This window comes from Actinacidiphila bryophytorum (genome assembly GCF_016916835.1).
Classification (GTDB): Bacteria; Actinomycetota; Actinomycetes; order Streptomycetales; family Streptomycetaceae; genus Actinacidiphila; species Actinacidiphila bryophytorum.
The window spans coordinates 81460-102946 of record NZ_JAFFIX010000029.1 but is presented as its reverse complement, the minus strand read 5'-3'; the positions used below and the strand labels follow the sequence as shown (position 1 = coordinate 102946).

Genomic DNA, 21487 nt, shown 5'->3' with positions numbered 1-21487 from the left:
GCCGCGCGTCCACGCGGGCTTCCTCAACACCACCGGCACCGTCGACATCGCGGGCGTCACGATCGCCCCCGTCCCGGTCGGCGCGCCGACCCCGCTGCCCGCCCTGGCCGCCACCCTCCAGGCCGACCTGGAGGCGCGGTGCGCCTCGGCGGAGGTGCCCGTGGACCTGCCCTCGGCGGCACCGCCCGGCCCCGGCGCGGCTGCCGTGCTCGGCACCGTATCCGACGTCCTGGGAGTCGAGGGCTCGGCGATCGACCCGCAGGCCCCGCTGGAGGAGTACGGCTGGGACCGCGTACGCCTGGCGGCGTACGCCGAGCGGATACGCGCCCTCGGCGTCGACGCCGACGAGCACGCCCTGCTCACCGCCCACACGCTGGCGGATCTCACCCGGGAGACCCAGGCGCCGGCAGGCGGCGGGATCGACGGCCTCCTCGCCGAGCTGCTGTGGGACCGGCTGCTCGCGACGGGATGGTTCACCGGGCCGGTCGAGGACGTCGCCGCCCTGGCCCCCGGCCACCTCGGCCGCTGGCTCGACGCGACCCTGCGCCTGCTGGCCGCGCAGGGCCAGGTCCGCTACGACGGCGGGTCCTGCACCCCGCTGCGGCCCGCGTCGGCGTCCGCCGGGCAGGAGTGGGGGCGTACCAAGGCCACCGTCCTGGCGGGACCGGACTACCGGACGCAGGTGGTGCTGATCGACACCGTGCTGGCGGCGCTGCCCGACGTGCTGACCGGCCGCCGGCTGGCCACCGAGATCCTCTTCCCGAACTCCTCGATGGACCTCGTCCAGGGGCTCTACCAGGGCAACCGCCTGGCCGACTTCTTCAACGGCGTCCTCGCGGACGCCGTGGCCGCGTACGTCCAGCGCCGCCTGGCCGCCGACCCGGCCGCCCGGATACGCATCCTGGAGGTCGGCGCGGGCACCGGCGGGACGAGCGCCACGGTCTTCCCGCGGCTGCGCCTCTTCGGCGACGCGATCGCCGAGTACCGGTACACCGACCTGTCCCCGGCCTTCCTCCAGCACGCCGAGGACACCTACGGCCCTGACAACCCCTACCTCGCCTACGGCCTGCTCGACATCGAACGCTCCCCGGCGGGGCAGGAGGTGGACCTCGGCGCGTACGACCTCGTCATCGCCACCAACGTCCTGCACGCGACCCGCCGCATGCACCGCACCCTCGCGCACGCCAAGGCCCTGCTGCGGCCGAACGGGCTGCTGCTCGTCAACGAGCTGACCAGGAACGAGGTGTGGGTCCACCTGACCTTCGGGCTGCTCGAAGGCTGGTGGCTCTCCGAGGACGCGGAGCTGCGCATCCCGGGCGGCCCCGTGCTGGCCCCCGCCACCTGGCGCCGCGCGCTGGGCGACGTCGGGTTCCGTACCGTCGCCTTCCCGCTCGGCGCGGACCGCGACCTGCCCCACCACGTGATCGTCGCCGAGAGCGACGGCGTCATCTCGCTGCTGTCCGAGCCGCGGACCGCGGCGGACCGCGCAGCACCGCCGGCCGTGGCAGAACAGCCCCCGGCGGCCCTGCGCGAGCACGGCGTCGAGATGCTGCGTGCCCTCTTCGCCGAGGCGTTGAAGGTCGAGGCCGGCGACCTCGACCCGCGCGCCCCCTTCGAGTCCTTCGGCATCGACTCGATCGTCGTCGTCCAGCTCACGGCACGCCTCCGGCAGGTCTTCGGCGAGGTGGGCAGCACCCTGCTGTTCGAGCACCGCACGCTGGTGTCGCTCGCCGCCCACTTCGAGCGCACCCACCCGGAGGTCCTGGCCGCCGCAGCCCCACGGCAGGCCCCGCCGACGCCCGCCCCCGCCCCCGCCCCCGCCCGGCGCGCGGTCGGCGAGCCGGCCGTGGACGCACGCCCCCGGCCCGCGGGCGCGCCCACGGCGCAGATCGCAGAGCAGGACGTCGCGATCGTCGGCCTGGCGGGCCGCTATCCGGGCGCCGACACCCTCGACGCCTTCTGGGACAACCTGCGGGCGGGCCGCGACAGCGTCACCGACGTGCCCGCCGACCGCTGGGCGTCCACGCCGGGCCGCACCTGGCGCGGCGGATTCCTCACCGGCGTCGACCGCTTCGACCCGCTGTTCTTCGGCATCTCCCCGGTGGAAGCCGAGTTGGTGGATCCGCAGGAGCGGCTCTTCCTCGAATGCTCCTACGCCACGCTCCAGGACGCCGGTTACACCCGCGACGCGCTCAACGCGCAAGGAAAAGTCGGGGTCTTCGTCGGCGTCATGTACTCCGAATACCAGCTCTACGGAGTCCAGGAGCAGTTGGCCGGCGAGCCCGTCGCCATGGCAGGCAGCGCCGCGTCCATCGCCAACCGGGTGTCGTACTTCGGCGACTTCACCGGCCCGAGCCTCGCCGTCGACACCATGTGCTCGGCCTCGCTCACCGCGATCCACCTGGCCTGCGAGAGCATCAGGCGCGGCGAGTCCGACCTGGCGATCGCCGGCGGCGTCAACGTCTCCGTCCACCCCAACAAGTTCCTGATGCTGGGCCAGGGCGGCTTCCTTTCCGAGGCCGGCCGGTGTGCCGCGTTCGGCGCCGGGGGAGACGGGTTCGTGCCTGCCGAGGGTGTCGGTGCGGTGCTGCTCAAGCCGCTGTCGCGGGCGGTCGCGGACGGCGACCGTATCCACGGGGTGATCAAGGGCAGCGCCGTCAACCATGGCGGCCGCACCAACGGCTACACCGTGCCCGACCCGACCGCCCAGCGGGCCGTGGTGGCCGAGGCCCTCGACCGGGCCGGGGTCGACCCCGCCACCGTCAGCTACGTGGAGGCCCACGGCACCGGCACCTCCCTCGGCGACCCCATCGAGATCGCCGGCCTCGCGGGCGCCCTCCGCAACGGCACGCGGCCCGTCGCGATCGGCTCGGTGAAGTCCAACATCGGCCACGCGGAGAGCGCCGCGGGCATCGCGGGTCTGACGAAGGTGCTGCTCCAGCTGCGGCACGGCGAGATCGCCCCGACCCTGCACACGGACGCGCTCAACCCGCACATCGACTTCGCCGGCACACCGCTGCGGGTCCAGCGCGGGGCGGCCCCCTGGCCGACCGACGGCAGCCCGCGCCGCGCCGGCATCTCGTCCTTCGGGGCGGGCGGCGCCAACGCCCACGTGATCGTGGAGGAGTACGCGGCGGCGCCGCCGGTCCGCATGCCCGCCGCCCCCGGCCTGGTCGTGCTGTCGGCCAAGGACGAGGACCGGCTGCGCGAGTCGGCCGTCCGGCTCGCCGACTTCCTCGACACGGCGCGCGTGGACCTCACCGAGCTGGTGCACACCCTGCAGACCGGCCGGGAGGCGATGACCGAGCGCCTGGCCTTCCGGGCCGGCACCGTCGGCGCGGTCCGCGACCGGCTGCGGGCCTTCGCCGCGGGCGGCACGGGGGAGTGGCACCGCGGCAGGGCCGGCCGCGACCCGGGCACGCTGCCGGTGGGCACTTGGCTCGACCGGGGCCGCCACGACCGTGTGCTGCAGGCCTGGACCACGGGACAGGCCGTCGACTGGTCACGGCTGTACCCGGCAGGCCGCCCGCGGCGGATTGCGCTGCCGGCCTACCCCTTCGCGCGCGAGCGGTGCTGGATCGACGAGAGCCCGGCGCCGGCCGCGCGGCCCCTGCACCCGCTGCTGCACCGCAACACCTCCGACCTCGCGGAGGTGCGCTACAGCTCGACCTTCACCGGACGCGAGCCCTTCCTGACCCCGGCGGTCGGCGGCGCGGCCCGCTTCCCCGCCCTGGTGCTGCTGGAGATGGCCCGCGCCGCGCTGCACCTGGCCGGCGGCCGCCCCGCCGCAGCCGTACGCGAGGTGCGCTGGCACGGACCGGCGCCCCGCCTCGACGGCCCCACAGAGCTGCACGTGGCACTGGCCACCGCCCCCGAGGGAGACGTCCGTTTCGAGGTGTTCGGCTCCGGCGAGGACCCGGTGGTGTACGCCACCGGGCGTACGGCCTCCGCCGCGGACGGCGCCCGGGCCGCCGTCGACCTGGCCGCGCTACGAGCCCGCTGCCCGCGCACCGAACCGGCCGGCTCCGAGCACCAGGGCGCCCGCGCCTTCCACGTCGGCAGCGGCACGCTGCTGGTCGAACTCGCCGCCGGCACCGCGGACACGGCGGCCTGCACCGCTGCGCTGCTCGGCGCGGCCGACTTCCTGGGAGCGGAAGGGCACCCGGAGGCATTGGGGGAGTTGCGGGAGCTGCGCGCGGCCGGGGACGGACCTGCCGCCTGGGCCGTGGTCCGCAGCGGGGCGGCCGGGCTGGACGTCGAGTTGTGCACCGCGGACGGCACCCCCGTCCTGACCCTCACCGGTCTCACCCTGGCCGCCCCCGCGACCTCTGCCGCACCGGCGCCCGCAGAGCGGCCCGGCCTGCGGGGCCTGACGTCCGAGCAGAACGTCACCCGCGACATCAGGGACATCATCGGACGCCTGCTCAAGATCGCCCCCGACCGGCTCGATGCCGACGCGAACTTCGCGGACTTCGGCTTCGACTCCATCCGGCTGCCGCAGTTCGCCCAGCAGCTCACCGAGCACTTCGGCGTCGAGATCACCCCCGCCATGTTCTTCGGCCACCCGACGCCCGCGCACCTGACGCGGTATTACCTGGCGGAGCACGGGACGCAGATCCGCGGCCTTTACGGACAGCCCCAAGGGAAACCCCCGGCGGCCGACGAATCCGCGACCGACGAAGGCACCGCCCGCGTCCGGCGCAGCGCCCTGCGCGTCACGCGAACGGTCACCGGACCGACCGCGGCGCCGACCCCCGACTTCGCCCCCGCCGACGACGACGCGATCGCCGTGATCGGCATGAGCGGCCGCTTCCCCGGAGCCCGCGACACCGGCGAGCTGTGGCGCATCCTCAGCGAGGGCCGCGACGTCGTCACCGCCCAGGACCCGGAGCGCTTCACCGGCCCCTGGCAGGGCGGCTGGGTGCCGGGCGCCTACGAGTTCGACCCGCTGTTCTTCGGCATCTCGCCCCGCGAGGCGGAGATGATGGACCCGCGCCAGCGGCTGCTGCTCCAGGAGTCGTGGCGGGCGCTGGAGGACGCGGGACAGTCCGACGCCCACCTCAAGGCCGACCGGGTCGGCATGTTCGTCGGCGTCGAGGGCGGCGACCACCACCTCACCACCGGCGCCGAGACGACCGTCACCTCCCAGCACGAGGGAGTGCTCGCCGCCAGGCTGGCCTACTTCCTCGACCTCGGCGGCCCCAACATGGCCATCAACACCGCCTGCTCCTCCGGTCTGGTGGCCACCCACCAGGCCTGCCAGTCGCTGCGCAGCGGCGAGTGCGACACGGCCCTCGCGGCCGGTGTCACGCTGCTGCTGCACCCCGACACCATCGCCGGGATGGCGGGCGCAGGGCTGCTCTCCCCGGACGGGCGGTGCTTCGCGTTCGACCGGCGCGCCAACGGCATGGTGCCGGCCGAGGCGGTCGCCGTGGTCGTGCTCAAACGGCTCTCGCAGGCCGTGGCCGACGGCGACCCGGTCCACGCGGTCATCCGGGGCAGCGGCATCAACTACGACGGGCGCACCAACGGCATCGCGGCACCCAGCGGCGTGGCGCAGGCCGCGCTCGTCCGGCAGGTCCACGACCGCTTCGGCATCGACGCGGACGAGGTCACCCACGTCGTCGCGCACGGCACCGGGACCCGGCTCGGCGACCCCGTCGAGGTCAACGCGCTCAACGACGCCTTCCGCGGCCGTACGGAAGGCACCGGCTACTGCGCGCTGACCTCCACCAAGGCCAACCTCGGCCACTCCTTCGCCGCGTCGGGCGTGGTCAGCCTGATCAGCCTGGTGCTGGCCCTGCGGCACCGCACCCTTCCGCCGAGCCTGCACGTGGAGGAGCAGAACGAGTTCATCGAATGGGCGGGCAGCCCCTTCTACGTCAACCGCGCCACCCGCCCGTGGGAGTCGCCGGACGGCAGGCCGCTGACCGGCGCGGTGAGCGCCTTCGGACTCAGCGGCACCAACGCCCACCTCGTGGTGTCGCAGTACGCAGCGGAGCCCGCGCCCGCCGCGGCGGCTGCCCCGTACCACCTGCTGCTGGTGTCCGCGCGGACCGAGGACGCCCTGCGCGAGCGGATCGGCGACCTCGTCCGGGTGCTCGCCGACGAGGCGGCCGACATCGGCGCGGTCGCGTACACCCTGATGGCGGGCCGCCGGCACCTCGACCACCGGGTCGCGGTGATCGCCGCCGACCGGGCGGAGGCGCTGGAGCGGCTGCGCGCCGCGGCCGAGGGCGAGCGGTCGCCCGCGGTCGTACGCGGGCAGGTGCCCCGCGGCTTCGAGGGCACCCCGGGGATCCGCCGGTACGGCGAGGAGCTGGTCACCCGCCGCCGGGACCCGCTGGAGACGCTGCAGGCGCTGGCCGACCTGTACTGCCAGGGCTACGACCTGGACTGGGGCGGGCTGTACGACGCCGCGCCACGGCGGGTGAACCTGCCCGGCTACCCCTTCGCCCGGGACACCTACCGCCTCGGCGGCCCGGTCACCGCGGTGCCGCAGAAGTCGCAAGCAGCGCGGGGGCAGGCACCTGCGGAGGCCGCCCGGGCCGCGGACGGTGCGCCCGCGGCTTCCGGCACCCCGCGCCCGGCCGGATCGAACATGGCGGGCCTGCGCCGCAGGCTGCTCGCCGGACCCGCCGCCCCCACGACCGCCCCCGTGACCGCCGACTCCGCATCCGGCAGGGCCGGTCGGAACGGAAGCAGGGCGGACCGGTGACGCACGCGGGCCGTGCCGTCGGCGCCGGATCAGCTTCAAGAACCCCGAGAATCCCCAGAGTTGTACGAGCCGGAAGAGGAGAAGACGCGGTGCTGCCGACAGCGGACGAGGGCGGAATGCGCCCCGGGATCCCCGGACTCCCCTGCGTGCACAGCATGTTCGAGGAGCGGGCCGCGCAGCGGCCCGGCGCGATCGCGCTGAGCTGCGAGTGGGAACACCTCACCTACGCCGAACTCAACCGGCGGGCCAACCGGGTGGCCGACGTGCTGCGCGCCCGCGGCGCAGGCCCCGAAGTGCTGGTCGGCATCGCGCTTGAGCGCTCGGTGCAGCTCGTCGTGGGCATCCTCGGCATCCTCAAGAGCGGTGCCGCCTACCTCCCACTCGACCCCGGGTACCCGGTGCAGCGACTCGACCTGATGCTGTCCGACTCGCAGGTGCCGCTGCTGCTGACCCAGGACAGCGTGCGCGCCAAGTTCCCCGCCGCAGAGGGCCGCAGCGTGCTCGTCCTGGAGGACCTGGCCGGTGAACTCGCCGCGGCGAGCGAGCAGAACCCGCCGGCGGCCGCGACCAGCGCCAACCTCGCCTACGTCATCTACACCTCCGGCTCCACCGGCAAGCCCAAGGGCGTGCTGATCGACCACTACAACGTGACGCGGCTGTTCACCCGCACCGAGCACTGGTTCGGCTTCGCCCCGAGCGACGTGTGGCCGCTGTTCCACTCCGCCGCGTTCGACCTGTCGGTGTGGGAGATGTGGGGCGCCCTCGCGTACGGCGGCCGGCTGGTCGTCGTCCCGCACCTGGTGGCCCGCTCCTACGAGGCCTTCCACGCCCTGGTCGCCGACGAGAAGGTCACGGTGCTGACGCAGACCCCCACCGCGTTCAAGCAGTTCGCGCAGGCCCAGCACCTCAAGGGGGCCGAACTCGCCCTGCGCTGGGTGGTGTTCGCCGGTGAGGCGCTCAACATCCCCAGCCTGGCACCGTGGTTCGAGCAGCACGGTGACTGCACCCCGCGGCTGGTCAACATGTACGGCATCACCGAGACCACGGTCCACGTCACCTACCGCGAGATCGACCGCGCCGACACCGAGAGCACCGCCAGCGTCGTCGGCGCCGCCATCCCCGACCTGCGGGTGCACATCCTCGACGAGGAGATGAACCCCGTACCCGAAGGCACGGTCGGTGAGATCTACGTCGGCGGCCCCGGTGTCGGCCGCGGCTACCTGCGCAGGCCCGAGCTGAACCGCCGGCGCTTCCTGCCCGACCCGTACTCCGACGAACCCGGCGCGACCCTCTACCGCAGCGGCGACCTGGCCGTGCCGCTGCCCGGCGGCGACATCCAGTACGTGGGCCGCAGCGACCACCAGGTGAAGATCCGCGGCCACCGCGTGGAGCTGGGCGAGATCGAGAGCGCGCTGCTCACCCACCCCGGCGTCAAGGACGCGGTCGCCGCCGTCCAGGACCAGGACACCGACTTCCCGAAGGTGGTCGCCTACCTCATCCCGGTCGCGCAGACCCCGTCCCTGAAAGACCTGCGCCACTTCCTGCAGGACCGGGTCCCGGACTACATGCTCCCCAACGCGGTCGTCCCCATCACCGACCTCCCGCTGACCGCCAGCGGCAAACTGGAACGCAAAGCCCTGCCCTGGCCCGCCGGGTAGACCGCGGCCCGGTCAGTCCTGCCCCAGCTCCAGCCGCCAGTCGTTGCTGCGCATCACCGTGCCGCTGCCCCGCGGGTATTCGAAGTCGCACGGCCCGGCCAGGTGGAAACCCAGCCGGCGGCACAGCGCGTTGGACGGCTCGTTGTCGACCGAGGGGAAGGCGTGCAGGCTGCGCGGGGCGCCCGCAGCGCGGGCGGCCTCCTGTACGACGCCGATCAGGGCGGCACCGGCCGCCGCCGCGATGCCGCGGCCCTGGTAGGGCGGCAGGACGTTCCAGCCGGTCTCGTAGATCTGCTCGCCCTGCCATTCCCGCCGGTGGTAGGCGATGCTGCCGACCATCTCGTCGCCGGCCAGCACGGCGAACATGCACCCCTGCCCGGCCGCCGGCATCGCCAGGTAGCGGCGGTGCCGGGCGAGCAGCGCCTCCTCCGTCTCCGGCCCCCCGACATGGCGGCGCATCTGCGGGGTGTTGATCTTCCGCAGCAGTGCGAGCGCGGGTTCCGACCACGGTTCAAGGCGTACGGTCACCCGCCGCAGTCTGCCAGGCCTCACCGCGGCGCCTCCTGAGCAGCCGCGGACCCGAAGCGTGCCCGGTATTCGGTCGGTGTGGTGCCGAGCCGGCGGGCGAACACCCGCCGCAGCGTCTCGTCGCTGCCGAGACCGCTGCCCTGAGCGGCCACTGTCACGCTGTGCCCTTCTAGGAGCAGCTGCCGGGCGCGGTCGAGGCGGACCTGTTCGAGCCAGCGGGCGGGCGTGGTGCCCAGCTCGGTCCGGAAGAGCCGGGTCAGATGGCGGGCGCTGACGGCTGCCCGGGCGGCCATGTCCGCGAGGCTGTGGTCGGCGGCCGGGTCGGCGACCACGGCGGCGAGCAGCGAACGCAGCGGGTCGCTGCGGGCCGGCGGTGTGCTCAGGGCCGCCGAGAACTGCGACTGCCCGCCGGGCCGCTGCAGGAAGACGACCAGCTCGCGGGCCACCGCCCGGGCCGCGTCAGCCCCGTGGTCCTCCTCGACCAGGGCCAGGCTCAGGTCGATACCCGCACTGATCCCCGCGGAGGTCACGTAGCGCCCGTCGCGCACATGGATCGCGTCCGGTTCGACACGCACCCGGGGGTAGGCACGGGCCAGTGTCCCGGCGTGCCGCCAGTGGGTGGTGGCCCGGCGCCCGTCCAGCAGGCCCAGCGCGGCCAGGACGAAGGCGCCGGTGCACACGGACGCGACCCGCCCGGCCCGATCGGCAAGAGCGCCGGCGGCATCGAGCAGTTCCTGCTCCACGGGCTGCTGCGCCAGCCGGTCGCCGCCTGCGACGACGACGGTGTCCAGCGGCCCTGCGTCGGCCGCCGCCGAGGTGCCGCCCAGCACCAGCCCGGCGGCCGTCGTCACCGGCCCGCCACGCGGTGAGACCAGCACCAGCTCGTAGGCGGGCGCGACCCGCCCGGCCTGGTGCAGCACCTCCGAGGGGCCGCTGACGTCGAGCATCGTCACGCCGTCGAAGACGACGAAGCCGACCCGGTGCAGGGGCCGCGTCATGTTGTCCGCCTCATGCCGTCACCCGTCGCGCCGTCCGCCTCACGCTGACCACCTCATGTCCGGATCCGACGGTTGCCTGTCCGGAAGGACATGGCACCAGCGTACGCCGCCGGGGGACGGTGGAGGCACACCACCGATCCACTCCACTGCACGACGACGGAGGAACCGACGATGAGCGAGACGGTCGCAGGCGTGACGATCCCGGACAGCGCCCTGGCCCGCGAGGCGACGGAGCTGGTCCAGGACGCCGCCTCACCCCTGCTGTTCCACCACTCCCGGCGGGTCTTCCTGTGGGGCGCGCTGCGCGGCCGGAAGCAGGGGCTGCGCTTCGACCCCGAACTGCTCTACGTGGGCGCAATGTTCCACGACCTCGGCCTGACCCCGCGCTTCCGCCGCACCGACCAGCGCTTCGAGATCGACGGCGCCGACGAGGCCCGCCGCTTCCTGGCCGCCCACGGGATCACGGGCGAGGCGGCCGACCGGGTCTGGACGGCCATCGCCCTGCACACCACACCCGAGATCCCCCTCCACATGGCCCCCGAGGTCGCCCTGGTCACCCGCGGGGTCGAGTGCGACGTCCTCGGCATCGGCTACGACTCCCTCCTCGATGGCGAGCGCGCCGCCGTCGTGGCCGCCCACCCCCGCCCCGACTTCAAGAAGCAGGTCCTGGCCGCCTTCACCGAGGGCATCCAGGACCGCCCGTCCACCACGTTCGGCAACGTCAAGGCCGACGTCCTGGCGCACTTCGTGCCCGGCTTCGTCCGCACCGACTTCGTCGACGTCATCACCGCCTCCCCCTGGCCGGAATGACCGCACAGAGCCTGGTTCGCCGGGGAACGCTGTGGTTCACTCCCCTTCCAAGGGCCGGGCGGGGGCCGCGGGGCCACAGGGGCGTGGGGGGTTGATCCCAGGTGCTGGATGTTCGGGTGTTCAACAGTACGGACCTTCCGGCGGCCGACAGGTTCGACGTCTTCCAGGAACTCGTCGACCAGGCCCACGCCCCGATGAACCTGACCAGCGACTTCGCCGACGACTTCCGGGCGACGCTGCGTCAGTTCAGCCTGGGGGAGATCTCGCTGTGGCCGACGGTCTTCCCGCACCTGAACTTCCACCGCACGCCCCGGCTGATCCGGCAGTCCGATCCGGAGAGCTGCCACCTGACGCTCGTGCTGCGCGGCGGCGGCGTGGCCCGGTGGGACCGGGCCGAGACCGTCCTCGGCCCGTACGACTTCCACACCAACCACACCTCGGTACCGTACGTCATCTCCAGCAGCCCTGGACCGGTCGACATGATCGGCATCGAGGTGCCCAAGACGTCGGTGAACCTGCCGTGGGACCGGGTCCAAAAGGTCATCGGGCAGGCGCTGTCGGGACGCGAGGGGGTCGGCGCGCTGCTGGTGCAGTTCCTCACCCAGGTCACCTCCGACACCAGCGTCTACCTGCCGTCGGAGGCGCCCCGGTTGGGCCGGGTGCTCTCCGAACTCGTCACCGCGCTGTTCGCCCGGGCGCTCGACGAGGAGGAGCGCCTCCAGCCGGAGACCCGCAGCCGCACCCTGGCGCTGGAGGTCAAGGCCTTCGTCCGCCGCAACCTGTGCGACCCCGCGCTGACCCCCGGTGCCATCGCCGCCGCCCACTTCATCTCCCGCAGCCACCTGCACCGCCTCTTCCGGGCCGAGGGCACCACGGTGGCCGCCTACATCCGCACCCAGCGCCTGGAGGCCGCGCGCGCCGACCTGGCCAACGCGCCCGCCGTGCCGGTGTACGTCATCGCGGCCCGCTACGGCTTCAAGGACCACGCGACCTTCACCCGCACCTTCCGTGCCGTCTACGGCACCACCCCGCGCGACTACCGCCACGCCCCGGTCGTCCGCCGCCGGCCCTGACGCGTACGGGACTCCCGCGGCCATCGCCCCCTCCTGGAATCCCCGACCGACCCCTGGCGCCCCGTCCGAGGGCGCGGCGCCTCGACGGCACCGGCCGGTTCGCCGACCATGGAGGTGAAGGAGGCCAGAAGGAGGCACCGCCCGTGAAGCTGCTGCTGACGACCGACACCCATGTGCCCCGACGGGCGCGGCTGCTGCCCGAGCAGCTCCTTTCCGCCGTCGACGCGGCCGACGTCGTCTTCCACGCGGGTGACTGGGTGGACGAGGCCACCCTCGACCTGCTGCTGGCCAGGAGCAGGCAACTGGTCGCGGTCCACGGCAACAACGACGGTCCCGCGCTGCGCGCACGCTTGCCCGAGGTGGCCAGGGCCGAGGTGGCGGGCGTCCGCTTCGCCGTGGTGCACGAGACCGGCGGGGCGCGCGGGCGTGAGGAGCGCTGCGAGCGGCAGTTCGCGGACACCGACGTCCTGGTGTTCGGCCACAGCCACATCCCGTGGGACACCACGAGCGCCGGAGGGCTGCGGCTGCTCAACCCCGGCTCGCCGACCGACCGCCGGCGGCAGCCGGACTGCACGTACATGACCGCGACGGCGCAGGGCGGTGCGCTCACCGACGTCGTACTGCACCGGCTGCCGCAGCGCGGCAGAGGCTGAGGCCCGGGCCGACGCGACGGGTGCTACGACGCCGCAGCCGGTGCCGGGTGGCGGTCGCGGAAAGTGAAGGCCTGCGGGCCCGAGCCGTGGTCGCGCAGGGTCGCCAGGCGCTCCATCGCCTCGGCCACGCTGGGGCGGTGGCCGGCCGGGACCCACCACAGTGCCTGGTGGGGGCCGTCCATGCGCTGGAACCACTCGCGGCGGCGGCTCAGCACCCGCAGGTGGTCGGTGTGGTAGGCGTAGGCCTCCAGCGCTTCGACCGACTCCCAGGTCGAGCAGTTGATCAGGAGGCTGCCGTCGTTGTCGTCCGGGCGGAGCGCGGTGGAGTCCGCGCCGCCGTCGTCGACCATGCGCCAGACGAATCCGGGGGCGTGGTCGGCAAGTGCGTTGATCTCGGGGAGCTGTGCGACGAAGTCGGCCAACTCGGGGCCGTCCAGGGGCGCGACGATGCGCCCGACGTTGACCTGTGCGACATGAAAGCCAGTCATGGGGCCAGCATGCCAAGGCGGGATCTCTATAGTCAATGAGATTTGTTTATAGAACGGAGGGAGACGCAGCACCCGCCCGGGCAGGGGTCGACCGACGCGGACCACTCCTCGGATGCCATGCCCTCGACCAGCGCGAGGTTCATCCCGCAGATGAGCGCGCGGAATTCGTCGGCCAGGGCGTGGAAGGGGCAGTTGGCCAGCCGCAGCGTGTCCCCGTCCCAGAAGGGCAGGTAGCCGCGGGCGCCGAGCACCTCGACCAGGTCGCCCTTCGCGTCCGGGTCCGCCGCCCCCGCGGCCTTCGCCGCGGCCTGCAACTCCCGGTCCAGCCCGGCCCGTTCGACCACGTCGGCCAGCAGCCTGCCCGCGGTGTCGTAGGAGCGGGGCGGCAGCGACACGGTGTGCTCGCCGTCGGCCCGCCGGTACATCTTCGCCGGCCGTCCGGCCCCGGGCCCGGTGCGGTCCGACAGCCGCCGGAAGGAGACGGCCAGCAGGCCCGCCGCGACCAGCTTGTCCAGGTGGAAGGCCGCCAGCGAGCGCGAGACCCCGGCCGCCTGCGCGGCGTCGTCCCGTCCCACCTCGCCCGCGGAGGCGGCGACATGCCGGTAGAGCTTCCGCCGCAGCGGATCGCTCAACACGCCCAGTGCGGCAATGGCCTCGTCCTCTTCAGTGCTCACCCTGCGATTTTACGGCGCACGCACCGCCCGGCGGCGGTCGGCGCTGTCGGCGCAACACCTCATCGCACATACGACAGTTACCTCTATGTCCGGATTTCGTAACACGGCGCGAGTTGCCGAGGCTTCCGGCGCACGACCGGTGAAAGTGGGTGTCCTCGGCGCTCGCCGAGCGTGCATTCCAAGGTCACGGCGGTGCCATGACGTGCACGTGGACCACACGAGAGGGAAACGTACGTGTCCCGTTTTGTCTTGCGTCTGGCGTCGACCGTGATGGCGGCCGGTGCGGTCGTGGCTGTTGCCGCGCTCCCGGCGTCCGCGACGGCGCCGACCTTGGACCACGGCCGGGGTCGTCAGGCGGACTCGCAGGTCGTCCTGGGGGAGATCCACCACGCGGGCCGGGGTTCCGACGCCCGGTTCGGCCGCTCGCTGAACCAGGAGTGGGTGACGGTCACCAACGAGGGGCGCCGGTCGGTCAGTCTTGACCGCTGGACCCTGACCGACTCCGACAACCACGTGTACCGCTTCGGCCGGGTGACCCTGCGCAGCCACCAGTCGGTGCGCGTCCACACCGGCAACGGCCGGGACACCGCACGCGACCTCTACCAGGACCGCCGCGCTTCGGTGTGGGACAGCCGCCGCGACACCGCGACGCTGCGCGACAGCCGCGGACACGTCGTGGACACCGAGTCGTGGGGCCGCGGCCGCCGCTGACCCTTCCCCCGCGTGCCGGCCGCCCACCCGGTCGGCACGCGGACCACGCCGGACCACGCCGGACCGGGCGCGCCGACCAGACCGACCAGGCCCGGCGCACCGACCGGACCGGTCACAAAGACCAGGCCAGGCGCACAGTCCCGGCCGGCAGGCCGACCACCTCGTGTCCCCCTCCCGTTCGCCCCCCGTACGACTGACCCGTGTCTGATGGTGGACGCCGGTGGCCGCAGCGGGTTCAATCCTGCGTGTCCACCCCGATCTCGTCCCGCACGCCGCCACTTGGGAGCTGACAACGTTGTCCTCCCGGGTGTGCGCGTGCACACGCAGCGCGACGCCGGAGAGGCCACGTGTCCAGTAGATCCCCAGTCCCCGCGCCCCCCGCGCCCCCCGCGCCCCCCGCGGCGCCGCCGGCCACCGCCCGCGGGCACCGCCGTCCCGTACGGGCGGCCGTCGCCCTGCTGCTCACCGGCACGCTCGGCATCGCCACGCTGGCGGGTGCCGGCGCGGCCGCGGCCTCGCCCGCCCCGGCCCCGGGCGGCAGGGACTACACCGCGCTCGTCGACCCGTTCGTGTCGACCGCGGGCGACGACGGCAACGACCTGCCGGGGGCCGAGGCGCCGCACAGCCTGGCCAAGGTCAACCCGATGACCACGCCGAACCGCAACCACTCCGGCTACGACTACCACGAGGACCACATCGCCGGGTTCACGGCCACCGACCTCGACGGCGTCGGCGGATCGGGCGGCGGCGGCGACCTGCTGGTCGTCCCGACATCGGTGGCGTACGACAAGCGGCCCGCGCCGAGTACGTACGCCCACCCCTACGGCCACGGCGACGAGGGAGCGGCGCCCGGCTACTACCGGGTGGGCCTCGGCGCCCTCTCGGGCAGCGCGTCGGCGGTCACGCAAGGCCCCGGCACGATCGGCGCCGAGATGACGGCGACCACGCGCACCGCCCTGGAGCGGTACACCTTCCCGGCAGGGTCGAACCCCGAACTGGTCCTCGACCTCGCGAACAACTTCACCAGCCGCACCCGCTCGACGCTCAAGGCGGCGACGCTCCCGGACGGGACCACGTCGATCACCGGCCTCATCGCCGGCTCCTTCAACGGCGCCTCCTACCAGCTGTACTACGCCGCCACCACGAACGCCCCCGTGACGTCGCTGAAGAGCTGGGGCGCGGACGGCACGCTGAGCGGGGCCACCTCGCAGGACGCCGCCGACACCGGCGCCGTCCTCGGCTTCGCCCCTTCCGCGGGCCGCGACATCGAGCTGCGCATCACGCTCTCGCCGATCAGCGCCGAGCAGGCCGTCACCGACCAGCACAACGAGGTCGGCGCCCTCACCTTCGACCAGGCCAGGGAGCGCACCAAGGGGGAGTGGAACACCTCGCTCGGCGCCGTCGACGTGCACGCCTCGCAGGCCTCCGACCCCGGCTCCACGCTGACCGAGGAGTTCTACACCCACCTGTACCGGATGTACGCGCTGCCGGTGAACGCCACCAGCACCAGCGGCACTTACCGCGGCGCGGACGGCGCGGTGCACAAGACCGACGGCTTCACGTACTACGACGGCTGGTCCACCTGGGACGACTTCCGCAAGTACTCGGTCGAGGCCTACATCGACCCTGCCACGTACCGCGACATGGTGCAGTCGCTGATCGAGCTGTTCGCCGACGCGCACACCGCGGGCAAGAGCCCGGGCAGCCTCACCCACTCGGTGCCGACGGTCCGCTGGGAGCGCTCGGCGGTGGTGATCGCGGACGCGCTGTCGAAGGGCTACAAGAACTTCGACCGGCTCGACGAGGCCTATCCGGCGCTGCTGTCCTACGCCGGGTACTACACGGGCGCGCAGCTGCGGCAGGGGTACGTCTCCGGCGACCCGGGGACGACCGTGCAGCGCGGCTACGACCAGTGGGCGCTGGCCGTCATAGCGGACGCCCTGGGCAAGGACGCGGACGCCGGCAGGCTGCGCACCCAGTCGACCATGGCGATCGACAACCTCGTCAAGTCCGGTGCCTGGACCGCGCCTGACGGCACGCAGGTCGGCCTGCTGACCCCGCGCGCGTCCGGCGGCGACTGGCAGAGCGCGGACTACGAGAAGTTCGAGGCGGCCGGCCTCTACCAGGGCACCCTGTGGCAGTACCACTGGTACGACGCCTACGACATGGGCGGCCTGATCACGGCGATGGGCGGGCCGAAGGCCGGAAAGGCCGCCGTGGAGCACATGTTCGGCGAGGACTCCGCGAAGAACGACGGCTCGACCATGCTGCACTCCAACGCCAACGAGATCGACCTGCAGGCCCCCTACCTCTTCAACTACGTCGGCGAGCCGGGCCTGACGCAGAAGTGGGTGCGGCAGATCTACACCGGCACCACCTGGAACCGCTACATCGCCACCGGCTCCACCAACGAAACCCCGAGCTCCGGCGGCGAGTTCACCCCGCCGGTGCACACCCAGGTCTACAAGCCCGCCCCCGACGGCTTCCTGCCGACGATGGACAACGACGCGGGCACGATGTCCACGATGTTCGTCGCCGCGGCCCTCGGCCTCTTCCCGGTGACCGCTGGCTCCAGCCAGTTCCAGATCGGCAGCCCCTTCTTCGACTCCACGTCGATCACCTACGCCAACGGCAGCCACTTCACGGTGAAGGCCGACGGCGTCTCGCCGAGCACGTACTACGTGCAGGGCGCGACGCTCGACGGCAGGCGCTTCGACAACACCTGGCTCGACTACTCGCAGATCATCGCGGGCGGCACCCTGGACTTCACGATGGGCGCCAAGCCCTCATCGTGGGGTTCGCACACCCAGCCCGCGTACTCCCTGGACACCGACAACGGCGGTACGGGCGGCGCCGCCCACGGCAGCACCGTCGTCTCCGCGCGCCCGGCGAGCCTGGCCACCGCCGCGGACGGCTCCGTCCACGGCAGTATCCAACTCACCCTGGACGGACCGGCGTCGTTCGCCGCCCGCAAGGGCACCAGCCTGACCGGGACGGGCGCCGCGTCCGTGACGGGCCTGCCCGCCGGCGTCCGCGCCGACCTGTCGGTCACCGGCAAGCGCACCGCGGCGCTGACCCTCACCGGCAAGGCGACGACCGACGCGCGGTACGGCATCGCCTTCCGCGACACGGCCTTCGCGCACGGCGTACGGGCCGCGACGGTGACCGGCACCGGCGTCTCCGCCACCGACCCGCTGCTGCTGTCGGCCGCCGCGGTGTACCGGGCCAGCCTGGGCACCCTCGCCGACCAGGCGTCCCTGGTGCGCAGCGGCAACTACAGCGACGGCTCATGGCAGTTGTTCAGCGCGGCGCTCCAGCGCGCCCGGACCGCCCTCGCCGGCACCGCGTCCGCGACCGGCACGCTGATGGCCGCCCAGGACGCCCTGGGGTCGGCCGTCGGGGCGCTCACCATCGACGAGGGCGGCTACGCCGTCCTGCAGGCCGAGCGCCCGGACCAGAAGGAGGGTCCGAGCCTGGTCAGCGAGGCCTACTACTCCGACGGCGACCTCGGCGGCGTCACCGAAGGTGCCTGGGAGCGGTACGGCAGACTGGACTTCGGCGGAGTCGCGCCGCGCAGCATCGCCGTGCGCTACGCCAACTCCCAGGCCACGACGGCCAAGCCGAGCAGCGTCGACATCCACGCGGGCGGCGCCGACGGCCCGGTCGTCGGCACCGCCTCACTGCCGGGCACCGGCAGCTGGCAGAACTACGCGACCGTGCAGGCCGACATCACCGACCCCGACGTGCTGCTGTCCGCGGGGAGCGCGACCTTCGTCTTCCACGCCCCGGCCGGGCAGCAGTGGGTGTCGAACTTCGACTGGTACCAGTTCTCGCCCCACCCGGTCACGACCTCGCCCACGACCACGCTCGCCGCGCTCGGCGCGACCAACACCACCGCGACCGGCGACGGTTCGCTGCCCTTGAAGGTCTCCGGCGGCATCTTCGAGAACGTCTCGAACGGTGCGTGGGCCGAGTGGAAGGGCACCGATCTGCGCGACGGCGCCGACACCGTGACCGTCAGCTACGACAAGCCGCAGTCGCGGGCCGCCTCCGACTCGCGAATCGAGCTGCACCTCGGCTCGAAGGACGGCGCGAAGACCGTCACCATCCCGCTGGCCTACACCGGCTCCGGCTGGGGCACCGTCGCCACGGCATCGGTCCCGCTCGACCCGGGCGTCTTCACCGGAGTCCAGGACGTCTACGCCGACTTCGTCTCCAGCACGCAGACCTCCGACCAGCCCTACGTCGCCAACGTCTACTCGCTGACCCTGACGAAGGCCGCCGACGCCCCCACGGCCTTCGACGCCACCGCCCGGCACACCGACAGCGGCGGCGGCCTCAAGAGCGAACCCGTCGGCTGGACCGGCTCGGGCACCACCACCGACCTCGGCGGCACCTACGACGGGGCGTGGCTGGACTACGGGGACATCGACTTCGGCAGCTCCCCGAAGACCACCGTCACGCTGACCTACGTCAACAACTCCACACGCTGCGGCACCGGTTCCGCCGTCCAGCTCTACCTGGACTCCTTCGACCCCGCCAACCCCGGCACGCCGTACGCCGTGATCCCGCTGCCCGTCACCGGCAGCGCCTGGTCCTCCGGCGGCACGACGAGCCTGACGCTGCCCACGGCGGTCACCGGCACGCACGGCGTCCACCTGCGGCTGGTCACCGCACCGGACGCGTCGCACCCGTACGTCGCGAACCTGGGCCGCGTCACCTTCACCCACGTCGACGCGCCCGCCGCCACGGACACCGCGGCGCTGCACCAGGCCATCGACCGCTACTCCGCCCTGTCCGGCGAGGCTGCGCGCTACGACAGCATCGACTTCGGGGTCTTCCAGCGCGAACTGGCCGCCGCCCGCGCCCTCGTGGCCGCCGACGGCGCGACACAGCTGGACGTCGACAACCAGACGCGCAGCCTGACGCTCGCCGCCAACCAGCTGATCCCGCTGCCGCGGCTGACCCTGGAGGACCTGGTCGCAACCGCCTCCGCGCTGGACAACGCGCGCTATACGGACTCCACTTGGGCGTCGTTCAGCACCGCGCTCGCCGCCGCGAAGGGCGCGGTCGCCGACCCCGCCGCCACGGACGCCCTGCTTACCGCGCGGTACGACGGCCTGAAGCAGGCGATGTCCGCGCTCAGGACGAAGCCGAAGACGGTGCCGGCCGTGCCCGGCGCGGTGTCGGCGACATCCGCCGGCACCAGCGTGACCGTCGCCTGGGCCGCGCCCGCGGACGACGGCGGTTCGCCCGTCACCGGCTACACGGTCGCCCTCAGCGACGGGCACCAGGTCACGATCGCCGACGGCGGCAGCCGCGCCACCACCTTCACCCGGCTGCCGGCCGGCCGCTCGTACACCGCCCGCGTGCAGGCGGTGAACTCCGTCGGCACCTCCCGGCAGAGCGATGCGACAGCGCCCGTGGTGACCGGCGGCGGCACACCGCAGCAGCCGGCCGTCACCGCAGTGGTCACCGACGGCCACCAGGTCCGCGTGACCTGGAAGGCGGCCGGAGACGGCGGCTTCCCCGTCATCGGCTACACCGTCGTCCTGGGCGACGGCACCATCGCCCACCTGCCCGGCACGGCGGACTCCGCGCTGCTGACGTCGCGGAGCGCGTCCACGGCGCACACCGCGACCGTGACGGCCGTGACGCTCGCCGGCACCTCCGACGGCGTCGCGCCGGCGGCCGCCGAGCCCGCCGCCGACACCTACACCCCGACCCCCTTCCCCGACGCCGCGCTCCACGCCGCCTACACCTCCGACACCTGGCCGGCCACCGGTGACGGCTCCGGCTACTTCGACGACCTGCTCAGCGGGATCGACGACCTCGGCACCGGCATCCTCGGCCCCAACGCCAAGGTTCCGTACGGCACCGCGCCCACCGCGGAGAACGACCGGATCGCGGTGGGCATAAACAACGCCGCCACGCAGAAGGAGGTGGACCGCGCCGAGGTCGACGCGACCCACAGCGCCACCGTCACGATGGCCGACGGCCTCGGCTCACGGCTCGGCCAGATCTACGCCGACGCCCTGAGCAGCGGCCAACTGCCGAAGACCGACGCGCTGTTCGGCCGCGTCACCCAGGGCCTGGACACCCACGACGCGGCCAAGGACCACTACGGCTACCTGCGCCCGTACGTACGGCTCGGGTTCGCCGGCGACGGCGGCGACATCTACGAGTCGCAGGACGGCTCCTACGGCAGCCTCACCACCAGCGGCTCCTACCCCAGCGGCCACACCTACGGCGGCTACGAGGCGGGCACGATCCTCGCCACACTACTGCCGGAGCTGGCGCCGTCGATCCTGGCCCGCACCTCGGAGTACGGCAACAACCGCATCGTCCTCGGCTTCCACTACCCGCTGGACGTCATGGGCGGCCGCATCACCGGTCAGGCCACCGTCGCCCACCGCTGGGCCGACCCCGACTTCGCCGGGCTGCTGATGCAGGCCCACACCGAGATCGAGAACGTCCTGCTCCAGCAGTGCAGGAAGGACGGCTACGGCGACACGCTCGCCGCCTGCGCGGGCGACCCCTACGCGGGCCTCGACACGGCGCAGGACGTCGACCTGTACACCCAGCGCCTGACCTACGGCTTCTCGCAGGTCGGCCCGTCCGGCCAGGACCTCACGCCGCCCTCGGACGCCGCGGCCCTGCTCATCACCGCCTTCCCCGACCTCACCGCCGAGCAGCGCACCCAGGTCATCGAGCAGACGGCGACCGACTCCGGCTACCCGCTCGACCTCACCGGCGGCTCCCGTGACGGCGGGGCGAGTTGGGAGCGGGTCAACCTCGCCGCGGCCATGGCGGCCCACGTCGCCGTCAACGCCGACGGCTCCGTCACCGTCACCAACTTCGCCGACGCCACCAAGGCGAGCGTCGCGACCGCCACCGCGGTCACCCTCGCCGGGATCCCGATCGACGGCTTCGACCCGGCGGTGGCGACCTACGTCGTCGACTGGCCGAAGAACACGAAGCTCCCGCCCGTCACCGCGATCCCCGCCGAACCCGCCGCCCGCGTACGGACCAGCAACGGCAGCCCGATCATCCCCTCACCCACGTCCCGCACGATCACCGTCACCTCGGCCAACGGCTCCGCCACCCGCACCTACACGGTCGCCTTCCACCTGACCGACCCCGCCCACGGCCGCGGCGGCAAGAAGGGATAGCCGC

The 21487-nt window shown here is 73.3% G+C and carries 11 protein-coding genes; 7 read left to right on the top strand and 4 right to left on the bottom strand.

Annotated elements, in window-relative coordinates:
- On the top strand, positions 1–6718 hold a 6718-nt coding region (locus JT723_RS30665), incomplete at its 5' end, for a beta-ketoacyl synthase N-terminal-like domain-containing protein (protein WP_205048112.1).
- An 89-nt stretch (positions 6719–6807) separates the two neighbouring features.
- Positions 6808–8376 (top strand): amino acid adenylation domain-containing protein, encoded by a 1569-nt coding sequence (locus JT723_RS30660; RefSeq protein ID WP_205048111.1) that lies wholly within the window; start codon positions 6808–6810, stop codon positions 8374–8376.
- Between the two features lie 12 nt (positions 8377–8388).
- On the opposite strand, the gene JT723_RS30655 is transcribed toward JT723_RS30660, so the two are convergent.
- Both JT723_RS30655 and JT723_RS30650 read right to left on the bottom strand, forming a co-directional pair.
- Positions 8389–8904, bottom strand: coding sequence for a GNAT family N-acetyltransferase (locus JT723_RS30655; protein ID WP_205048110.1), 516 nt, complete (start codon positions 8902–8904; stop codon positions 8389–8391).
- 20 nt (positions 8905–8924) lie between these two features.
- Complete coding sequence (locus JT723_RS30650; RefSeq protein ID WP_205048109.1) at positions 8925–9902, bottom strand: GlxA family transcriptional regulator; 978 nt, start codon at positions 9900–9902, stop codon at positions 8925–8927.
- A gap of 171 nt (positions 9903–10073) precedes the next feature.
- On the opposite strand from JT723_RS30650, the gene JT723_RS30645 reads away from it, so the two are divergent.
- The 3 genes from JT723_RS30645 to JT723_RS30635 all read left to right on the top strand — a co-directional run bounded on the left by JT723_RS30645 (position 10074) and on the right by JT723_RS30635 (position 12438).
- Positions 10074–10712 carry an HD domain-containing protein gene (locus tag JT723_RS30645; protein WP_205048108.1) on the top strand — a complete coding sequence of 213 codons (639 nt, stop codon included), beginning with the start codon at positions 10074–10076 and terminating at the stop codon, positions 10710–10712.
- A 101-nt stretch (positions 10713–10813) separates the two neighbouring features.
- On the top strand, positions 10814–11785 hold the full coding sequence (locus JT723_RS30640; RefSeq protein WP_205048107.1) for an AraC family transcriptional regulator: 972 nt from the start codon (positions 10814–10816) through the stop codon (positions 11783–11785).
- Between the two features lie 143 nt (positions 11786–11928).
- Positions 11929–12438, top strand: coding sequence for a metallophosphoesterase family protein (locus JT723_RS30635; RefSeq protein ID WP_205048106.1), 510 nt, complete (start codon positions 11929–11931; stop codon positions 12436–12438).
- Between the two features lie 23 nt (positions 12439–12461).
- Here JT723_RS30635 and JT723_RS30630 read toward each other — a convergent pair whose 3' ends face one another.
- Together JT723_RS30630 and JT723_RS30625 are read right to left on the bottom strand one after the other, a co-directional pair.
- Positions 12462–12926, bottom strand: a complete 465-nt coding sequence (locus JT723_RS30630) for a DUF3291 domain-containing protein (RefSeq protein ID WP_205048105.1) — start codon at positions 12924–12926, stop codon at positions 12462–12464.
- A 32-nt stretch (positions 12927–12958) separates the two neighbouring features.
- A complete protein-coding gene (locus tag JT723_RS30625) occupies positions 12959–13600 on the bottom strand; it encodes a helix-turn-helix transcriptional regulator (RefSeq protein ID WP_205048104.1) in 642 nt (213 codons plus the stop codon).
- Positions 13601–13834: 234 nt separating this feature from the next.
- Here JT723_RS30625 and JT723_RS30620 point away from each other — a divergent pair, with 234 nt between their 5' ends.
- Both JT723_RS30620 and JT723_RS30615 read left to right on the top strand, forming a co-directional pair.
- The gene (locus tag JT723_RS30620) at positions 13835–14311 is read left to right on the top strand and encodes a lamin tail domain-containing protein (protein ID WP_251513105.1); all 477 of its coding nucleotides are present in this window, start codon (positions 13835–13837) and stop codon (positions 14309–14311) included.
- A 347-nt stretch (positions 14312–14658) separates the two neighbouring features.
- Positions 14659–21483, top strand: a complete 6825-nt coding sequence (locus tag JT723_RS30615; RefSeq protein WP_372441395.1) for a glycoside hydrolase domain-containing protein — start codon at positions 14659–14661, stop codon at positions 21481–21483.
- Positions 21484–21487 lie beyond the last annotated feature (4 nt).